At 72.2% G+C, this 15,513-nt stretch carries 16 protein-coding genes; 7 read left to right on the top strand and 9 right to left on the bottom strand.

Features of this window, described 5'->3' with window-relative positions; genetic code table 11:
* Positions 1–70: 70 nt before the first annotated feature.
* Both ACWDY5_RS02695 and ACWDY5_RS02690 read left to right on the top strand, forming a co-directional pair.
* On the top strand, positions 71–811 hold the full coding sequence (locus ACWDY5_RS02695; protein WP_449720634.1) for a DUF899 domain-containing protein: 741 nt from the start codon (positions 71–73) through the stop codon (positions 809–811).
* 22 nt (positions 812–833) lie between these two features.
* On the top strand, positions 834–1,700 hold the full coding sequence (locus ACWDY5_RS02690; RefSeq protein ID WP_449720633.1) for an SMP-30/gluconolactonase/LRE family protein: 867 nt from the start codon (positions 834–836) through the stop codon (positions 1,698–1,700).
* A 23-nt stretch (positions 1,701–1,723) separates the two neighbouring features.
* Here the strand turns inward: ACWDY5_RS02690 and ACWDY5_RS02685 are convergent, their stop codons facing one another.
* The 6 genes from ACWDY5_RS02685 to clpS form a co-directional block, all read right to left on the bottom strand.
* Positions 1,724–2,674, bottom strand: a complete 951-nt coding sequence (locus tag ACWDY5_RS02685) for a PLP-dependent cysteine synthase family protein (RefSeq protein ID WP_449720632.1) — start codon at positions 2,672–2,674, stop codon at positions 1,724–1,726.
* Positions 2,667–2,939 carry a MoaD/ThiS family protein gene (locus tag ACWDY5_RS02680; protein WP_449720631.1) on the bottom strand — a complete coding sequence of 91 codons (273 nt, stop codon included), beginning with the start codon at positions 2,937–2,939 and terminating at the stop codon, positions 2,667–2,669. The genes ACWDY5_RS02685 and ACWDY5_RS02680 overlap by 8 nt, the downstream gene beginning before the upstream one ends.
* Positions 2,940–3,003: 64 nt before the next feature.
* Positions 3,004–3,459, bottom strand: a complete 456-nt coding sequence (locus ACWDY5_RS02675) for a M67 family metallopeptidase (protein ID WP_308202876.1) — start codon at positions 3,457–3,459, stop codon at positions 3,004–3,006.
* Positions 3,460–3,493: 34 nt separating this feature from the next.
* Entirely contained in the window at positions 3,494–4,543 is a 1,050-nt protein-coding gene (locus tag ACWDY5_RS02670) for a P1 family peptidase (RefSeq protein WP_449720630.1), read from the bottom strand.
* On the bottom strand, positions 4,540–5,118 hold the full coding sequence (locus ACWDY5_RS02665) for a DUF2017 domain-containing protein (RefSeq protein WP_449720629.1): 579 nt from the start codon (positions 5,116–5,118) through the stop codon (positions 4,540–4,542). The genes ACWDY5_RS02670 and ACWDY5_RS02665 overlap by 4 nt, the downstream gene beginning before the upstream one ends.
* Positions 5,115–5,414, bottom strand: a complete 300-nt coding sequence (gene clpS, locus ACWDY5_RS02660; RefSeq protein ID WP_449720628.1) for an ATP-dependent Clp protease adapter ClpS — start codon at positions 5,412–5,414, stop codon at positions 5,115–5,117. The genes ACWDY5_RS02665 and clpS overlap by 4 nt, the downstream gene beginning before the upstream one ends.
* 79 nt (positions 5,415–5,493) lie before the next feature.
* On the opposite strand from clpS, the gene ACWDY5_RS02655 reads away from it, so the two are divergent.
* Entirely contained in the window at positions 5,494–6,795 is a 1,302-nt protein-coding gene (locus tag ACWDY5_RS02655) for a nicotinate phosphoribosyltransferase (protein WP_449720627.1), read from the top strand.
* 12 nt (positions 6,796–6,807) lie between these two features.
* Positions 6,808–7,377 (top strand): isochorismatase family protein, encoded by a 570-nt coding sequence (locus ACWDY5_RS02650; RefSeq protein ID WP_449720626.1) that lies wholly within the window; start codon positions 6,808–6,810, stop codon positions 7,375–7,377.
* Between the two features lie 64 nt (positions 7,378–7,441).
* Here ACWDY5_RS02650 and ACWDY5_RS02645 read toward each other — a convergent pair whose 3' ends face one another.
* Positions 7,442–8,122, bottom strand: coding sequence for a hypothetical protein (locus tag ACWDY5_RS02645; protein ID WP_449720625.1), 681 nt, complete (start codon positions 8,120–8,122; stop codon positions 7,442–7,444).
* A gap of 247 nt (positions 8,123–8,369) precedes the next feature.
* Between ACWDY5_RS02645 and ACWDY5_RS02640 the strand changes: the two genes are divergently transcribed.
* Entirely contained in the window at positions 8,370–9,389 is a 1,020-nt protein-coding gene (locus tag ACWDY5_RS02640; protein WP_449720624.1) for an MAB_1171c family putative transporter, read from the top strand.
* An 87-nt stretch (positions 9,390–9,476) separates the two neighbouring features.
* Positions 9,477–10,049, top strand: a complete 573-nt coding sequence (locus tag ACWDY5_RS02635; RefSeq protein WP_252484139.1) for a biotin transporter BioY — start codon at positions 9,477–9,479, stop codon at positions 10,047–10,049.
* 63 nt (positions 10,050–10,112) lie between these two features.
* Here the strand turns inward: ACWDY5_RS02635 and ACWDY5_RS02630 are convergent, their stop codons facing one another.
* Positions 10,113–12,575 carry a beta-glucosidase gene (locus tag ACWDY5_RS02630; RefSeq protein WP_449720623.1) on the bottom strand — a complete coding sequence of 821 codons (2,463 nt, stop codon included), beginning with the start codon at positions 12,573–12,575 and terminating at the stop codon, positions 10,113–10,115.
* Positions 12,576–12,666: 91 nt separating this feature from the next.
* Between ACWDY5_RS02630 and ACWDY5_RS02625 the strand changes: the two genes are divergently transcribed.
* Positions 12,667–14,745, top strand: coding sequence for an ATP-dependent DNA helicase (locus tag ACWDY5_RS02625; RefSeq protein WP_449720622.1), 2,079 nt, complete (start codon positions 12,667–12,669; stop codon positions 14,743–14,745).
* Between the two features lie 22 nt (positions 14,746–14,767).
* Here ACWDY5_RS02625 and ACWDY5_RS02620 read toward each other — a convergent pair whose 3' ends face one another.
* On the bottom strand, positions 14,768–15,262 hold the full coding sequence (locus ACWDY5_RS02620) for an AMIN-like domain-containing (lipo)protein (RefSeq protein ID WP_449720621.1): 495 nt from the start codon (positions 15,260–15,262) through the stop codon (positions 14,768–14,770).
* Between the last annotated feature and the right edge of the window lie 251 nt (positions 15,263–15,513).

The following is a 15,513-nucleotide window of genomic DNA, read 5'->3' as shown; positions in this document are numbered from 1 at the left end:
CACTTGTGTGATGCAAGTTGCCGCCCTACGGTTACTTGCATCACGCAAGTCAACGACTCGGGAGGACGTCGTGAACCGACCGCAGGTAGTGAGCAAGGATGAGTGGCTGGCCGCCCGCAAGGAGCTGCTGGTCAAGGAGAAGGAGCTGTTCAGGGCACTGGACGGGCTCAACGCCGACCGGCGGCGACTGCCGATGACCCGGGTGGACAAGGACTACCGCTTCACCGGCCCGGACGGCGAGGTCCGGCTGCTGGACCTGTTCGACGGCCGCGGCCAGCTGGTGTTGCAGCACTTCATGTTCGACCCGTCCTGGGACGCGGGCTGCCCGAGCTGCACCGCGATGGCCGACGACCTCAGCGATGGCGCCCGCGCGCACCTGGCCTCGCGGGACACCGCCTTCGCCGCGGTCTCCCGCGCGCCGTACCCGAAGCTGGCCGCCTACAAGCAGGCCAGGGGCTGGACCTTCCCCTGGTACTCCTCGCACGGCAGCGACTTCAACTACGACTTCGACGCCACGATGGACCCCGCGACCGGCCCCAACCGCTACAACTTCCGCTCCGGCGAGGAGCTGACCGCGGCCGGGCAGGGCTGGCTGATCGACTACGTCGGCGAGCAGCCGGGGGTCAGCGCCTTCCTGCGCGAGGGCGAGGAGGTCTTCCACACCTACGCCACCTACGGCCGCGGCGTGGAGGTGATGATGCACGCCTACCGGCTGCTGGACATCACCGCGCGCGGCCGGCACGAGGACTGGGAGGAGCCGAAGGGCCGCGTCGCCGCCCCGCGCGAGTCCGACCCCGGCTTCACCAGCTAGGCAGGCCGATAGGCTGCCGCCCATGGCTGATCGACACCCCGAGATCGCGGTGGCCGCCCCCGCCGAACTGGGCGAGGGCCCCACCTGGGACGCCGCCAGCGAAACCCTGCTGTGGGTGGACATCCTGGGCAAGCGGGTGCACCGCTACAACCCGCGCACCGGGACCGACGAGTCGCTGGCGGTGCCGCAGCACGTCGGGGCGGCCAAGCCGAGGGCCAACGGCGGGCTGGTGCTGAACCTGGCCGAGGGCATCGCGCTGCTGGACGCCGACGGGGCAGGCCGGAACTGGCTGGTCTACTGGGCCCGCGAGGGCGTGCGCGGCAACGACGCGGCGGTGGACCCGATGGGGCGGCTGTGGGCCGGCACCATGCGTTACGACAACGCCACCGGCGGCGGCTGGCTGGCCAAGGTGGACGGCGACGGCGCGGCCAAGGTCGTGCTGGACGCGGTGACCATCAGCAACGGCCTGGGCTGGAGCCCGGATGAGCGGCTGATGTACTACGTGGACACCCCGACCGGCCGCCTGGACGTCTTCGACTACCACCGGGACGCCGGGGAGATCAGCAACCGGCGCACGGTGGCCGAGGTGGACCGGGGCTCGCCGGACGGCCTGTGCGTGGACGCCGAGGGCTGTGTCTGGGTCGCGCTGTGGGACGGCTGGGCGGTGCGCCGCTACACCCCGGACGGGCGGCTGGACGCGGAGTACGAGATGCCGGTGGCCAACCCGACCGCGCCCTGCTTCGGCGGGCCGAGGTTCGAGGACCTGTACGTGACCTCGGCGAGCACCGGGTTGTCGCCGGAGCAGCTGGCCGAGCAGCCGCACGCGGGCGCGCTGTTCGTGTTCCCAGGAGTGGGGTCAGGGCTGCCCAGCACAGCTTTCGCCGGCTGAGCAGCCCCCCGGCGGAGGAGCCCTCAGGCCCAGAGGTGGCCGTCGATGCGTTCGGCGGCTTCCTCGAGGGTGCCGCTGTAGGCGCCGGTGGACAGGTACTTCCAGCCGGCGTCGGCGATCACGAACACGATGTCGGCCGGTTTGCCCGCCGCCACCGCCTTGTCCGCGGCGGCCAGCGCGGCGTGCAGGATCGCGCCGGTGGAGATGCCGGCGAAGATGCCCTCGGTCTCCAGCAGCTGCCTGGTGCGGCGCAGCGCGTCGTAGGAGCCGACCGAGAACCGGCCGCTGAGCACCGACGGGTCGTAGAGCTCCGGCACGAAGCCCTCGTCCAGGTTGCGCAGGCCGTAGACCAGCTCGCCGTAGCGCGGCTCGGCGGCGATGATCTGCACGTCCGGCTTGTGCTCGCGGAAGTAGCGGCCCGCGCCGACCAGGGTGCCGGTGGTGCCCAGCCCGGCCACGAAGTGGGTGATCGTGGGCAGGTCACGCAGGATCTCCGGCGCGGTGGAGTTGTAGTGCGCGTCCGCGTTCGCCGGGTTCCCGTACTGGTAGAGCATCACCCAGGCAGGGTTCTTCTGCGCCAGCTCCTTGGCCACCGCGACCGCCTGGTTGGACCCGCCCGCGGCCGGGGAGAACACGATCTGCGCCCCGTAGGCGTGCAGCAGCTGCCGCCGCTCGGTGGAGGTGTTCTCCGGCATCACGCAGATCAGCCGGTAGCCCTTGAGCTTGGCCGCCATGGCCAGCGAGATGCCGGTGTTGCCGGAGGTCGGCTCCAGGATCGTCGCGCCGGGGGTGAGCAGGCCGTCCCGCTCGGCCGCCTCGATCATGGCCAGCGCGGGCCGGTCCTTGATCGAGCCGGTCGGGTTGCGGTCCTCCAGCTTCGCCCACAGGCGCACCTCCGCTGCTGGGGACAGCCTCGGCAACCCCACCAGCGGGGTGTCGCCGAGGGCGTCCAGCAGCGAGTCGTACCTAGCCACCGGCGACGGCGGGCAGGATGGTGACGTTGTCGCCATCCTTGACCGCGGCCTCCAGGCCACCGGCGAAGCGCACGTCCTCGTCGTTGACGTAGACGTTGACGAACCGGTGCAGGACGCCTTCCTTCACCAGCCTGGTCTTGAGCCCGCCGAACTTGCCCTCCAGGTCGTCGATGATCTCCGCGAGGGTCGCACCCTGGGCCTCGACGGACTTCTCGCCACCCGTGTGCGTGCGCAGGATGGTGGGAATCGAGACGGTGACGGCCATTGCTGACACTCCTTCAGTCCACTGTGGACACAAAAATCCGGGAACGGGGACGCGAGCGAGCGGCTCAGCGCGAGTCCGGCACGTCGTCCTTGCCGGTGTTGGCGAACATGTAGGACTCGACGACCTCGACGGGCTCCTCGGTCACCACCCCGTCCACGATCCGGTACGAGCGCAGCTCGTGCACCTCGGGATCGCGGGTGGAGACCAGCACGTAGTGCGCGTTCGGCTCGGCGGCGAAGGAGACGTCGGTGCGCGAGGGGTAGGCCTCGGTCGCGGTGTGCGAGTGGTAGATGACCACCGGCTCCTCGTCCGCGGCGTCCATCGCCCGCCAGACCCGCAGCTGCTCACCGGAGTCGAACCGGTAGAACGTGGGCGAGCGCTCGGCGTTGACCATCTCGATGAAGCGTTCCGGCCGGTCGGACCCGGCTGGGCCGGCGATCACCCCGCACGCCTCGTCCGGGTGGTCCCGGCGGGCGTGGTCGACCATCGCGTCCACGAGGTCACGTCGAATCACCAGCACGCCGACCATCCTAAATGACCCTGGGAACCCCTTCTCAGGATTTGGGAGCGGGTCCAGAAACCGGGAGCGCCGAGGGGAACAGCTCCCGGTAAGCGGGCAACCCGGGGATCCCGGTGGCCGCCAGCACCGCGTGCGTGATGGCCCTGGACACCACGTCCGCCGCGACCGTGCACAGCTCGTCCAGCCGCCCGGCCCGGCCGATCTCGCCGAAGACCCCGTCCGCGGGCGGCAGCTCCCGCTTGGCCGTGGACAGCGCGAAGAAGGTGTCGCCGTCGAACATCGAGTGCGCCGGGCGGACCGCGCGGGCCAGGCCGTCGTGCGCGACCACGGCCAGGCGGTGGCACTCGGCCTTGCTCAGGGTGGCGTCGGTGGCGATCACGCCGATGGTGGTGTTGAGCCTGCTGGCCGGGAAGTCGCGGCTGACCTGGTCTAGTTCGCGCTGGCCGGGGGCGCGGAGGGGGAACTCACCGGGCAGGCCGAGGTGGGCGGCCCAGGGCAGGCCGGTGGGGGCCAGGGGGTCGCCGTGCGGGTTGGCCGCGACCAGTGCGCCCAGGGTGGTGCCGTCGGGCAGGACCGCGCTGGCGGTGCCCAGGCCGCCCTTGAGCCAGCCCGCCTGCGCGCCGGCGCCCGCGCCGACGGTGCCCTGGGCGACCGGGCCGTCGGTGGCGGCGGCGCAGGCCAGCGCGCCGAACCCGGCGTCCGGGCGGTTGCCCCAGGCGTTGTGCCACAGGTCGAACAGCACCGCGGCCGGCACGATCGGCACCACCTGGTGCGGGTCCGGGCCGACCGGGACGCCCTGGTGCCGCTCGTCCAGCCAGCGCATCACGCCGTCCGCGGCGGCCAGGCCGTAGGCGCTGCCACCGGTGAGCACCACCGCGTTGACCCGTTGCACCAGGTGCGTGGGGTCCAGCAGGTCGGTCTCGCGGGTGCCGGGGCCGCCGCCGCGCACGTCCACCGCGCCCACCGCGCCGTCCGGGGCCAGCACCACCGTGGTCCCGGTGGCCCAGCCCTCCTCGAGGCGGTGGTGCTGCCCGACCAGCAGGCCGGGCACGTCGGTGAGCGCGTTGAGCGGTCCCGGGATCATTCCTCGTCGTCGCCGGAGAGGGTGGCGATCAGCGTGTCCTGCACCCAGGTCAGCCACTGGTAGACGCCCATGTGCGCGGACCGGGTGTCATCGGCGTCCAGCGGTTCTTCCTGGGTCTCGTCGTCGCTGATGTCCAGCGCGGTGCCCAGGGCCAGCCGGACGTCGTTGATCGCGGACAGCCAGGCCTCGGCCTGCTCCTCGCTCAGCGCGGCCACCCCGCCCTCGCGCGGGCAGGTGGTCAGCACCACCTCGGCCACCCCGACCTTGGCCTCCACCAGCTGCGGCTCGTAGATCGAGCGCAGCGCGGCGGCCGAGTCGGCGTCGGCGGGCAGCAGGTCGCCGTCCTCGTCGCCGCGGTGGAAGTCGGGCAGCAGGCGGGCCATGATCCGGTTGTCCGGCGGGGTGGACGGGCCGGTGCGGATGCCGGTGATCAGGGCCAGCTCGTCCTGCGGCGCCTCGTCAGCGCGCTCGTCGAGCATCTCCTTGATCTGGCCGACCATGCCGCGCAGCACCGCGGCCTCCTGCTGGGTCAGCTCGGCGACGAGTTGGCCGCCGTCGCGGCGCCAGCCGATCACGTGTCACGCTGCATGGTCGCCCACAGCCCGGCGGCATGCAGTTTCGCCACGTCGGCCTCGCACTTCTCCTTGTCCCCTGAGGACACGATCGCCTTCCCCTTGTGATGCACGTCGAGCATCAGCTTGGTCGCCTTGTCGCGACTGAAACCGAACAGCTTCTGGAAGACATAGGTCACATAGGACATCAGGTTCACCGGGTCGTTCCAGACCACGGTCATCCAGGGCCGGTCAGCGGCGACTGTCTCGTCGCTGGTGGGCTCGACCTCTGTCCTTTCCAGCTCCAGGGGCGTGGACATGACTCCATGGTGTCATGAGCCACTGGAACGGCGCAGCGAAGGAGCCCCGTTCGGGGAGGACGCGGACTACGGTGATCACATGACGGCCGCAGACCGTGCGGAGAGCACCGCGTTGCTCACCGACCACTACGAACTCACCATGCTCGCGGGCGCGCTGCGTGACGGCACCGCCGACCGCGACTGTGTGTTCGAGCTCTTCGCCAGGCGACTGCCCAACGGGCGGCGATATGGCGTGGTCGCGGGGACCGGGCGGCTGCTCGACGCGATCGAGAAGTTCCGCTTCCAGGACGCCGAGATCGAGCGCCTGCGGGCCTCCGGCGTGGTGGACGAGGACACCCTGGGCTGGCTGGCCGACTACCGGTTCAGCGGCGACATCACCGGCTACGCCGAGGGCGAGCTGTACTTCCCCGGCTCCCCTGTGCTCACTGTCACATCCAGCTTCGGCGAGGGCGTGCTGCTGGAGACGCTCGCGCTGTCCATCCTCAACCACGACTGCGCGGTGGCCTCGGCCGCGGCCCGGATGGTGTCGGCGGCCAACGGGCGCGGGCTGATCGAGATGGGCACCCGGCGCACGCACGAGGAGGCCGCGGTGGCCGCGGCCCGGTGCGCCTTCCTGGCCGGGTTCACCGCAACCTCCAACCTGGAGGCCGGCCGCCGCTACGGCATCCCGACCGCCGGCACCTGCGCGCACGCCTTCACCCTGCTGCACGACTCGGAGGAAGACGCCTTCCGCGCCCAGGTGGCCGCACTCGGGGTGAACACCACGCTGCTGGTGGACACCTACGACATCACCAAGGGCATCAAGACCGCGGTCGAGGTGGCCGGCAGCGAACTGGGCGCGGTGCGCATCGACTCCGGCGACCTCGGCGTGCTGGCCAGGCAGGCCAGGACCCAGCTGGACGAGCTGGGCGCGCCGGCCACCCGGATCGTGGTCTCCGGCGACCTGGACGAGTACGCGATCGCGGCGCTGCGGGCCGAGCCGGTGGACGCCTACGGGGTGGGCACCTCGCTGGTCACCGGCTCCGGCGCGCCGACCGCGGGCATGGTCTACAAGCTGGTCGAGGTCGAGGGCAGGCCGGTGGCCAAGCGCAGCTCGCACAAAGAGTCCAGGGGCGGGCGGAAGGCGGCGCTGCGGCGGCACAAGCCGACCGGCACCGCGACCGAGGAGGTCATCTACCGCCTGGCCGGTGAGCAGCCGGAGCGCCAGGACGGCGATGTCGAGCTGCAGATCCCCCTGGTGCGCGCTGGACAGCGGGTCGAGGGCCTGCCCACCCTGGAACAGGGCCGGGAACGGCTGCGCCAGGCGCTGGTCAGCGTGCCGTGGGAGGGCTTGGCGCTGTCCCAGGGCGAGCCCGCGATCCCCACCGTGTTCCTGCCGTAGGAGGTCCCGACCATGGCCAACGCGCTGATCATCGTGGACGTGCAGAACGACTTCTGCGAAGGCGGTTCGCTCGCGGTGGCCGGTGGCGCCGCGGTGGCCGCGGCGATCTCCCGGCACGTGCGCGAGCACGACTACGACTTCGTGGTGGCCACCAGGGACTACCACGTGGATCCCGGCCCGCACTTCAGCGAGACGCCGGACTACGTGGACTCCTGGCCGGTGCACTGCGTGGCAGGCACCGCGGGCGCGTCCTTCCACCCGGAGCTGGACATCACGCCGGTGCGGGCGGTGTTCTCCAAGGGCGCCTACGCCGCGGCCTACTCCGGCTTCGAGGGCGCGGGGGCCGAGGGTGAGTCGCTGGCCGACTGGCTGCGCGAGCGCGGGGTGGACCGGGTGGACGTGGCTGGCATCGCCACCGACCACTGCGTGCGGGCCACCGCGCTGGATGCCAGGGCGGCCGGACTGGAGACCACCGTGCTGCTGGGGCTGACCGCCGGGGTGGCCCGGCCGACGGTGGACATCGCGCTCAGCCAGCTGCGCGCGGCCGGGGTCGAGCTGACCGGTGAACCTGCTGTGGCATAACGGTTTGTGCGTGGAGTGCCGCCCCGCTCCCACCCGGGGCGGCACTCCAGGTCCGAGACCCTGCTTAGCGGGGCGGCCAGGTCGGCGCGCAGGCGGTGGCGCCCACGGTGATCGTGCCGCCGACCGCGCCGTAGCCGTCGTCCGGGTCAAGCGTGATGTGCATCGCGGTCAGCGCGATGGCGCCCTGGTCCGACTCCACCTTGTTCACCACGATCTTGGCCACCGGCGGCATGCCGGTCTTGCCGGGCACCATGGTCACGTAGTTCTGCGGGACCGGGCTGGGCAGCGTGAACCCGCTGTAGCCGTTGAGCTTCCACCCGGCGCTGGTGCCCTGTTCGGTGGACTTGCAGGTGGCCTCGAAGCTCTGGACCCTGATCAGCCGCCTGCCGTACTCGGCCTTGTTGAACAGGTTCAGCTCGAAGGCGCTGCCCGCGACCTTGATGTCGGCGTTGCCCGCCGCGTCCTGGTTGCAGGTGGTGGTGCCCGGGCCGAATCGCACGCCCGGGTAGCTCACGCCCGGCGTGCTGGCCGAGGCCTGCTCACCGAGCCGGCACGGGATGATCGGGCCGGAGCTGGACGTGCTGGCGCCCGTCACGGTGACCGAGCCGAGCTCGGCGACGCCCGGGTCGCCAAGATCCGCGTACGCGGGCGTGAGGCCCGCACTCATGACCGCGGCGACCGCCGCGCCGACGACACCGATCCGGACACCAGCCCGCCGCAGTCCGGACGCACGATTCGCGTGCATGCCGTCACCCCTTCCTTCTGACCCTGTGAGCCCGGGTGGCCGTTTGTCGGCCACCTGGGTCGCGCCCACGGTTCATTCATCGACAGCGAGTGGCTGATTGGTAGCCACATCGGACGCCGCCACCCGATTGGGAAGGTCAAATAACCCAACCAGGGAGTAACGTCCGATGTGGACACTCAGCGTTGCCGATACCGCAGGTCAGCAGGTCACGCGCTGGCCCTCACCGGGACCGGCGCGGCCGTCTCGCGTGATCCTGGCGGTCGAGCCGTTCCCGCTGACCGGGCGGCTGGTCACCAACATGCTGCAGCTGCTGGCGGCGCACTTCCTGGTGCGGCTGGCCCGCTCCACCCAGACCCCGCAGCCGCGCACCCGGTGGTGGCCGCTGCTGCTGTGCTGGGCGGTGATGACCGGGCTGATGATCCACCTGACCAGGAAGCTGCCGGAGTACCAGGCCCGCGGCGGCACCGAGCTCGCCTGGTACCCGAGCATCGCCGGGTACCAGGCGGTGCTGGTCGGCTACGGGGTCGGCTGCCTGGTCCCGTTCACCAGGGTGATCCTGCGGCATGCCAGGCAGTGCCCGAGGGGCTCCTTCCGCACCGGGCTGTTCGTGATCGCGCTGGCCGGGGCGACCATGGTGGCCTGGGGCCTGCTGGCCGGGCTGCCCTCGGTGTGGCTGGTGCTGACCAGCTCCGGCCTGGAGTTGTTCATGCCGGTGGCCAGGGGTCTCGGCCTGGCGGTGGCGCTGCTGTGGGTCACCGGCGCGGTGCTGACCACCTGGCACGGGCTGATCGAGCGGCCGCGCCGGTGGCTGGCGGCCTATCGCGGCTACCGGGCGGTGGCGCTGCTGTGGTCGGCGCTGGTGACGGCGCTCCCGCGGATCTCGCTGACCAGGCTGACCGCGTGGCCGCACCGGGTGGAGTTCGCGCGGTACCGGCGGCTGATCGAGATCAGGGACGGGTTCCTGGCGCTGCGCGGGCAGGTGCCGCCGGAGGTGGTGGGCTGGGTGGCGGAGTCGGCTCGGCGGCACGGGGTGGCCGAGGCGCCCGCGGTGCTCGCGGCGGCCGGGCTGGCCGCGGCGCTGGCGGTGCGGGAGACCGGGCACAGCTGGCCGCAGCCGCCGGTGGCCGCGGCCGGGCCGGTGGCCAGCATCGAGGCGGAGACGGCCTGGCTGACCGAGGTCTCGGCGGCGTTCACCGGCTCGCCGGTTGTAGCCGATGTCAGAGCGCAAGCCGGAGCGACCTACGTCACAGCGCCAAAAGCCGCCTGAAGTTTGTAGGTACTCGACAATTTCGCGCCGGGGCACGCCGGGTTAGGGTCGGCGGGCAAGAGATCCCACGTCTCCTGGAGGTCACGGGTGTCCGTGCTCACCGTCTCCCCGCCGCGCCGGGTCCTGGCCGACCTGGTGCCCGGCGCCCTGGTCCGCGACATCGCGCTGGTCCTCGGCGGCGCCGCGCTGACCGGCCTGGCCGCCCAGATCGCGGTGCCCATCCCGGGCAGCCCGGTTCCGGTGACCGCCCAGACCTTCGCCGCCCTGCTGGTCGGCGCCACCCTGGGCTGGCAGCGCGGCGGCCTGTCCATGCTGGTCTACCTGCTCGCCGGACTGGCAGGTGTGCCGTGGCACACCAGCGCGGGTTCGGCCACCATCGGCTACATCGTCGGCTTCGTGCTGGCCGGCGCCCTGGTCGGCGCGCTCGCCCAGCGCGGCGGCGACCGCACCCCGCTGCGCACCGCGGGCACCATGCTGCTGGGCAACGCGGTGATCTACGCCGTCGGCGTGCCCTGGCTGATGATCGCCGCCGACTTCACCGTCACCGAAGCCCTGGTCAAGGGCCTGCTGCCGTTCCTGGTCGGCGACTTGATCAAGACCGCGCTGGCCGCGGGCGTGCTGCCCGCCGCCTGGGCGCTGGTGGGCAAGCGCGACTCCTGACCTCCGCCTGGAGTAGAAGGCCCCCGGTCGCCACCCGGGGGCCTTTGTCATGCCCGCGGCGGCTCAGTGCACGGTGACCACCGCGGTCAGCGGCAGGTCGCGGCTGCTGCGGCCGATCTCGGCGAGGTAGCTGCCGTGTTCGGGCAGCCAGTCCCGGCGCTGCTCGTCGTATACGCAGAACGCCCTGGGCGCCAACGGGATCTCCACCTCTACCGTCTCCCCCGGTTCCGCGTCCACCACCGCGAACCCGGCCAGCACCCGGGGTGGGCGCTGGTAGCGGCTGGCGTGGCGGCCCAGGTAGACCTGCACCACCTCGCGGCCGGGGCGGGTGCCGGTGTTGGTCAGGGTGACGCGGGCCGGGATGGGCTCGCCGGCGTGCAGGGTGGCGGCGGAGACGCCGGTCGGGCACTCCGCGCTCCGGTAGTCCCAGGTGGTGTAGCCCAGGCCGTGGCCGAAGCAGAAGGCCGGGTCGAGGCGGTGCTGGTCGTAGGCGCGGTAGCCGATCAGGATGCCCTCGTCGTAGCGGAGCACGCCATCGGCGGGGGTGGTCTCCAGCACCGGGGCCTGGTCGGCGGTGCGCGGGAAGGTGGTGGGCAGGCGGCCGCCGGGTTCGGCGCGGCCGTAGAGCACGTCGGCGAGCGCGTGGCCCGCTTCCTGGCCGGGGAACCAGGCGTAGAGCACCGCGGCGACCTCGTCGGCCCACGGCATCAGCACGGGTGAACCGGCGTTGACCACGACCACGGTGCGCGGGTTGGCCGCGGCCACCCGGTGGATGAGCTCGTCCTGGCCGGGTGGCAGGGCCAGGGTGGTGCGGTCGTGGGACTCGCTCTCCAGGTCGGCGTTGGTGCCGACCACGACCACCGCGACCTCGGCCGCCTCGGCCTGCCGGACCGCCTCGGCCAGCTCCTGCTCGGCGTCCCGGCCGGGCGCGCGATGTGTGATGCCGCAACGCAGGTAGCCGTGCTTCGCGGCGATCGGACGGTGCTCGACCTCCAGCTCCACCGGAGTGTCCACATCGGACAGAACGACGGTGCCGAGCTGTTCGGTGATGTTGTCGAAGCTGTCCACCAGGCTGTGCCAGCCCGCGGTGACCGGTTCGATGATCCGCTGCCCGTTTACGGTCAGGCTGGTGGGCCCGAGCCCGGTGACGCCGAAGGTGTGCGTGCCGGCGACCCTGGGCCGGTAGCTGGTGCGCATGACCACCCGCAGGTCGTCCCGGCGCCACTGCTGTTCGGGCAGGCCGAGCCAGGCCAGCCGGGCGGTCGCCCGGTGCTCGCTGCTCAGCAGGTCGCCGTCGGCGTCGCGGTACTCGACCTGGAAGCCCGGTTCGCCGGTCACCGGGTCCACGCAGTCGGCCAGGTCGATCAGCGGCTGCCGCCCGCCCGGCCGGACGCCCTCGGTCGCGGACAGGCCGAGACCGGCCGCGAAGCTGACCTCGCGGCGGGGGGACAGGTCGGCGCTGCCGCCGCCCCTGGTGGCGGTGTGCGCGGCGTTCGGGCCGATCAGCGCGATCCGGGTGCCCGGGGCCAGCGGGAGCAGGTTCTCGTTGCGCAGCAACACCATGCCGCGGGCGGCGGCCTCGCGCAGCAGCTCGGTCTGGGCGGCCGAGCCGACCGGGTACGCGGCGGCCGGTTCGGGCGCGGGGAAGCCGTCCAGCACGCCGGTCGCCGCGGCCAGCCGGAGCAGGCGCAGCACCTTGTCATCGATCTCGGCCTCGGGCACCTCGCCCGCGCACACCGCCGCCTCGAGCTTCTCGCCCCACGGGCCGTCCGGGCCCGGCATGACCAGGTCGAGCCCGCCGTTGGCGGTGGGCGCGGTGCTGCGCGCGGCGGTCCAGTCGGACACGATCGGCCCGGTGAAGCCCCATTCCTCCTTGAGCACGCCGACCTGGAGCTCCCGGTGCTCGGTCATGGTGCTGCCGCGCACCGCGTTGTAAGCGGCCATCACCACCTTGACCCCGCCCGCGCGCACCAGCGTCTCGAACGGGGCCAGGTACAGCTCGCGCAGCGCGCGTTCGGCGACCTCCACGTTGAGGGTGAAGCGCTGGTCCTCCGAGTCGTTGGCCACGAAGTGCTTGGCGCAGGCCGCCACCCCGCCCTCCTGCACCCCGCGCACGTAGGCCAGGCCGATCTCGGCGGTGAGCAGCGGGTCCTCTGAGAAGCACTCGAAGTGGCGGCCGCCGAGCGGGCTGCGGTGCAGGTTGATGGTGGGCGCGAGCAGCACCTGCGCGCCCTTGGCCCTGGTCTCCCCGGCCAGCAGCAGGCCGATCCGGCGCACCAGGTCGCGGTCCCAGCTGGCGGCCAGCGCGGTCGGGTTCGGCGTGTGCGCGGAGGGGTCGCGCTCGTCGAAGTGGCTGCCGCGGGCCCCGGCCGGTCCGTCGGTCATCACCAGGCGGCGCAGGCCGATCGCGGGTTCGGCGGGCAGTGCCCAGGCGTCGGCCCCGGTGAGCAGGCGGATCTTGGAGGGTAGGTCGAGTGCGCCGAGCAGGTCCCGCAACCGTGCCTCGAACTCCTCGGCGCTGCTCATCCAGGCTCCTCCAGACATCGTTGTACTGGCTGCGACACCACCGTATCGCCGGAGGACAAGCTTGTCGGCGGCGCGCGGTAGCGTTGCCCGCGTGCCCGAAGCCCTCACCCTCCAGCAGAACCTGACGCAGGTCCCGGACGTCCGCACGCTGCTGGCCGCGGCGGTGGGCGGGGTGGGCGGCACCGAGCGCCCAGGTCAGGTGGACATGGCCGAGGCGGTGGCCAAGGCGATCCGCACCGGCGAGCACCTGGCCGTGCAGGCCGGCACCGGCACCGGCAAGTCGCTGGCCTACCTGGTGCCCTCGGTGCACCACGCGGTCACCGAGTCGGCCACCGTGGTGATCTCCACCGCGACCATCGCGTTGCAGCGGCAGCTGGTGGACCGGGACCTGCCGCGGCTGGCCAAGACGCTGAAACCGTTGCTGGGCCGCACACCCACCTTCGCCATCCTCAAGGGCCGCCGGAACTACCTGTGCATGCAGCGGGTGCACACCGGCGCGCCGGAGGAGCCGGAGGAGCAGGCGCTGTTCGACCCGTTCCAGGTCTCGGCCATGGGCAGGCACGTCAAACGGCTGCACGAGTGGTCCTCGGAGACCGAGACCGGCGACCGGGACGAGCTGGTGCCCGGGGTGCCGGACCAGGCCTGGCGGCAGGTCTCGGTGACCGCGAAGGAGTGCGTCGGCGCGGCCAAGTGCCCGATCGGCCAGGACTGCTTCGCCGAGCGGGCGCGGGCCGAGGCCGGGCGGGCGGACGTGGTGGTGACCAACCACGCGCTGCTGGCCATCGACGCGCTGGAGGGCTACAAGGTCCTGCCCGAGCACGACGTGGTGGTGGTGGACGAGGCGCACGACCTGGTGGACCGGGTCACCTCGGTGGCCACCCAGGAGCTGACCAGCACCGCGATCGCGGTGGCCGCGCGGCGCTGCGGCAGGCTGGTGGAGCAGGACATCGCGGACCGGCTGCTGGAGGCCGCGGACAACCTGGCGCTGACCTTGCAGGAGCTGGAGCCGGGCCGGCTGGACCAGCTGCCGCAGGTGCTGGCCGGGGCGCTGGCCGCGGTGCGCAACGCCGCGCACGCCTGCATCAGCGCGCTCGGTCCCGAGCGCAAGGAGGACATCGAGGGCACCGCGGCGCGCAAGCTGGCGCTGTCGATGCTGGACGAGGTGCACGACACCGCGGTCCGGCTGCTGGCCGCCTTCGAGGCCGAGCCGGAGAAGCGGCACGACGTGGTCTGGCTGGCCGGGGACTTCGGCGACTTCAACCGCACCCCCTCGCTGCGGGTGGCCCCGCTGGGCGTGGGCGGGCTGCTGCGCGAACGCCTGTTCGCCCAGAAGACGGTGATCCTGACCTCGGCCACCCTGGCCCTCGGTGGCAGCTTCGACACCCTAGCCCGCCAGTGGGGTCTGGCGGGCGCGGGCAAGGCGGCGGGCGACCCGGACGCCGCGGCCGACCGCAAGTCCGGCGGCACCGCCACCGACAAGGCTCCACCGTCCACTTCGGACAGTCCAGAGTGGACCGGCATGGACGTCGGCTCGCCCTTCGAGCACCGTTCCAGCGGCATCCTCTACGTCGCCGGCCACCTGCCCTCCCCCGGCCGCGACGGCCTGGCCGAGGCCTACCTGGACGAGCTGACCGGCCTGGTGCAGGCCGCCGGTGGCCGCACGCTGGGCCTGTTCTCCTCGATGCGCGCGGCCAAACAGGCCACCGAGGCCCTGCGCGAGCGGGTGGAGTTCCCGATCCTGTGCCAGGGCGAGGACGCCACCAGCCAGCTGGTCACCAAGTTCGCCGAGGACGTGCGCACCTGCCTGTTCGGCACCCTGTCGCTGTGGCAGGGCGTGGACGTGCCGGGCCCCTCGCTGCAACTGGTGGTGATGGACCGGATCCCGTTCCCGCGCCCGGACGACCCACTGGCCTCGGCCCGCCAGCGCGCGGTGCAGGCCCGCGGCGGCAACGGTTTCCTCACCGTGGCGGGCACCCACGCGGCACTGCTGCTGGCGCAGGGCGCGGGCAGGCTGTTGCGCGCCAACGACGACAGGGGCGTGATCGCGGTGCTGGACTCCCGGCTGGTGACCGCACGCTACGGCGGGTTCCTGCGCGCCTCGCTGCCGCCGTTCTGGATGACCACCGACCCGGACGTGGTGAAGGCCGCCCTCAAGCGCATCGACACCTGAGAGCGGCCCCCGGAGACGAAGGTCAGACCTTGACCTTGAGCGAGACGCTGGCACCACGGCTCAGGTCGTCGAAGGCGCGCTTGCGGTCCACGCCGATGTACCAGGTCTGCTGGCCCTCGAAGGTGCCGCCGTGCACGATCTCCTTGACCGCGCCCTCGCCGGGGATGCGCTTGGGGCCGCGGTAGGTGTCCTGGGTCCAGTTGTAGCAGGAGACGACCAGGCGGATGAAGGCGTTGCCCTTGACCGCGATCGGGTCGCCGCTGCCGTCCTGGGCGGGCTTCTCACCGGCGGGCAGGTACTTGGCGCTCTTCTCCGAGACGGTGCCGGAGTAGGTGAATACGACGCCGATGCCGCCGCTGTCGGCCGAGGTGAGGACCTTCTTGAGCACCACCGGCGTGCAGGCAGCCGCGGAGGTCGCCGCGGACACCATCGGCGCGGTCACGCCACCCAGGGCGACCAGGACCGCACCAGCCACGGCGATCCGGCGGAAACCGTTGCGGGAGAACACCTTCGACATCGAGTTCCTCTCATACCAGCGGGCGGCCATCCGGACCTCCCGTCACCTGGCAACTAAATCAGAAGATCGACCGAAAATTCTCCACCTCACAGAGATAGTGAGCGAGAACTCTTCGGGTAGGCCGTGTCCGGTGTATGTCGTGCGTGAGCGCCGGAGTCCAGGTCGTTCCTGGTGGTGCCGCCGGGGCGGCCTCGTACTGGGTTGTACGTGGCCGTTCCGGCGGTGCCGCCAGGGGCGGGCTGGGCCCGGCG

This window comes from Crossiella sp. NPDC003009, assembly GCF_053591555.1.
This window is presented reverse-complemented; position numbering and strand designations above follow the sequence as displayed.

Excerpts from the sequence above, each read along its gene's own strand:
- ACWDY5_RS02690 (WP_449720633.1), top strand. The coding sequence starts at position 834 with ATGGCTGATCGACACCCCGAGATCGCGGTGGCCGCCCCCGCCGAACTG.
- ACWDY5_RS02680 (WP_449720631.1), bottom strand. The coding sequence starts at position 2,939 with ATGGCCGTCACCGTCTCGATTCCCACCATCCTGCGCACGCACACGGGT.
- ACWDY5_RS02670 (WP_449720630.1), bottom strand. The coding sequence starts at position 4,543 with ATGATCCCGGGACCGCTCAACGCGCTCACCGACGTGCCCGGCCTGCTG.
- clpS (WP_449720628.1), bottom strand. The coding sequence starts at position 5,414 with ATGTCCACGCCCCTGGAGCTGGAAAGGACAGAGGTCGAGCCCACCAGC.
- ACWDY5_RS02655 (WP_449720627.1), top strand. The coding sequence starts at position 5,494 with ATGACGGCCGCAGACCGTGCGGAGAGCACCGCGTTGCTCACCGACCAC.
- ACWDY5_RS02650 (WP_449720626.1), top strand. The coding sequence starts at position 6,808 with ATGGCCAACGCGCTGATCATCGTGGACGTGCAGAACGACTTCTGCGAA.
- ACWDY5_RS02645 (WP_449720625.1), bottom strand. The coding sequence starts at position 8,122 with ATGCACGCGAATCGTGCGTCCGGACTGCGGCGGGCTGGTGTCCGGATC.
- ACWDY5_RS02630 (WP_449720623.1), bottom strand. The coding sequence starts at position 12,575 with ATGAGCAGCGCCGAGGAGTTCGAGGCACGGTTGCGGGACCTGCTCGGC.
- ACWDY5_RS02620 (WP_449720621.1), bottom strand. The coding sequence starts at position 15,262 with ATGTCGAAGGTGTTCTCCCGCAACGGTTTCCGCCGGATCGCCGTGGCT.